Source organism: Leyella stercorea (assembly GCF_021531655.1).
The window spans coordinates 1-977 of record NZ_JADYUF010000108.1 but is presented as its reverse complement, the minus strand read 5'-3'; the positions used below and the strand labels follow the sequence as shown (position 1 = coordinate 977).

At 49.3% G+C, this 977-nt stretch carries 2 rRNA genes; both read right to left on the bottom strand.

Annotation, left to right across the window (positions count from 1 at the left end):
* Nucleotides 1–379, bottom strand: a 23S ribosomal RNA gene (locus I6E49_RS14230); the annotation flags it as partial.
* Nucleotides 380–722: 343 nt separating this feature from the next.
* Nucleotides 723–977, bottom strand: a 16S ribosomal RNA gene (locus I6E49_RS14225); the annotation flags it as partial.

Genomic DNA, 977 nt, shown 5'->3' with positions numbered 1-977 from the left:
TGCTTCGAGTACGGGACTCTCACCCTCTATGGTCGTTCTTTCCAGAACGTTCCTCTCACAAGCATCTTGCCACAGCGTGGTCCTACAACCCCATGGTTGCGTTGCCACAATCATGGTTTGGGCTCTTCCCCGTTCGCTCGCCACTACTAGGGGAATCATTAACTTATTTTCTCTTCCTGCAGGTACTAAGATGTTTCAGTTCCCTGCGTTAGCTCTACGCTATTGCGTAGTGACTGTCCTTCAGACAGACGGGTTGTCCCATTCGGAAATCCTCGGATTAAAGGTTATTTGCACCTACCCGAGGCTTATCGCAGCTTATCACGTCCTTCATCGCCTCCGTGAGCCAAGGCATCCACCTTGCGCCCTTTTCTACTTTCTTCGAATCTCTCGTCTGATTGCTCAGACAAGAAACCGTAGCTCATACTTTCAGCTGTTGTTATTGATTTAACTTACAGTTTTGCTTGTATCAATATGTCAAAGACCGTTTCCCTTAAAAGGGATGGTGAGAAGCAAGGACTTGAACCTCGATGTATGCCGGACTCTATATATTATATAATGTATAGCGTCTTCATTGTTTCTCTATTTGGTAAGACAGTGCGCCAAGAAGCGTGGGAGAAGGAAAGCAAACCATAACTCTTTATAAGCCTTGATGAGCCTTGATAGGCATCTTTGGGCATTTCTGAGCCTTTGCTGACCTTAATAGTGGAATCCCGTTTCTCCAGAAAGGAGGTGTTCCAGCCGCACCTTCCGGTACGGCTACCTTGTTACGACTTAGCCCCAATCACCGGTTTCACCCTAGGCCGATCCTTGCGGTTACGGACTTCAGGCGCCCCCGGCTTTCATGGCTTGACGGGCGGTGTGTACAAGGCCCGGGAACGTATTCACCGCGCCATGGCTGATGCGCGATTACTAGCGAATCCAGCTTCGTGGGGTCGGGTTGCAGACCCCAGTCCGAACTGAGACATGTTTTAGGGATT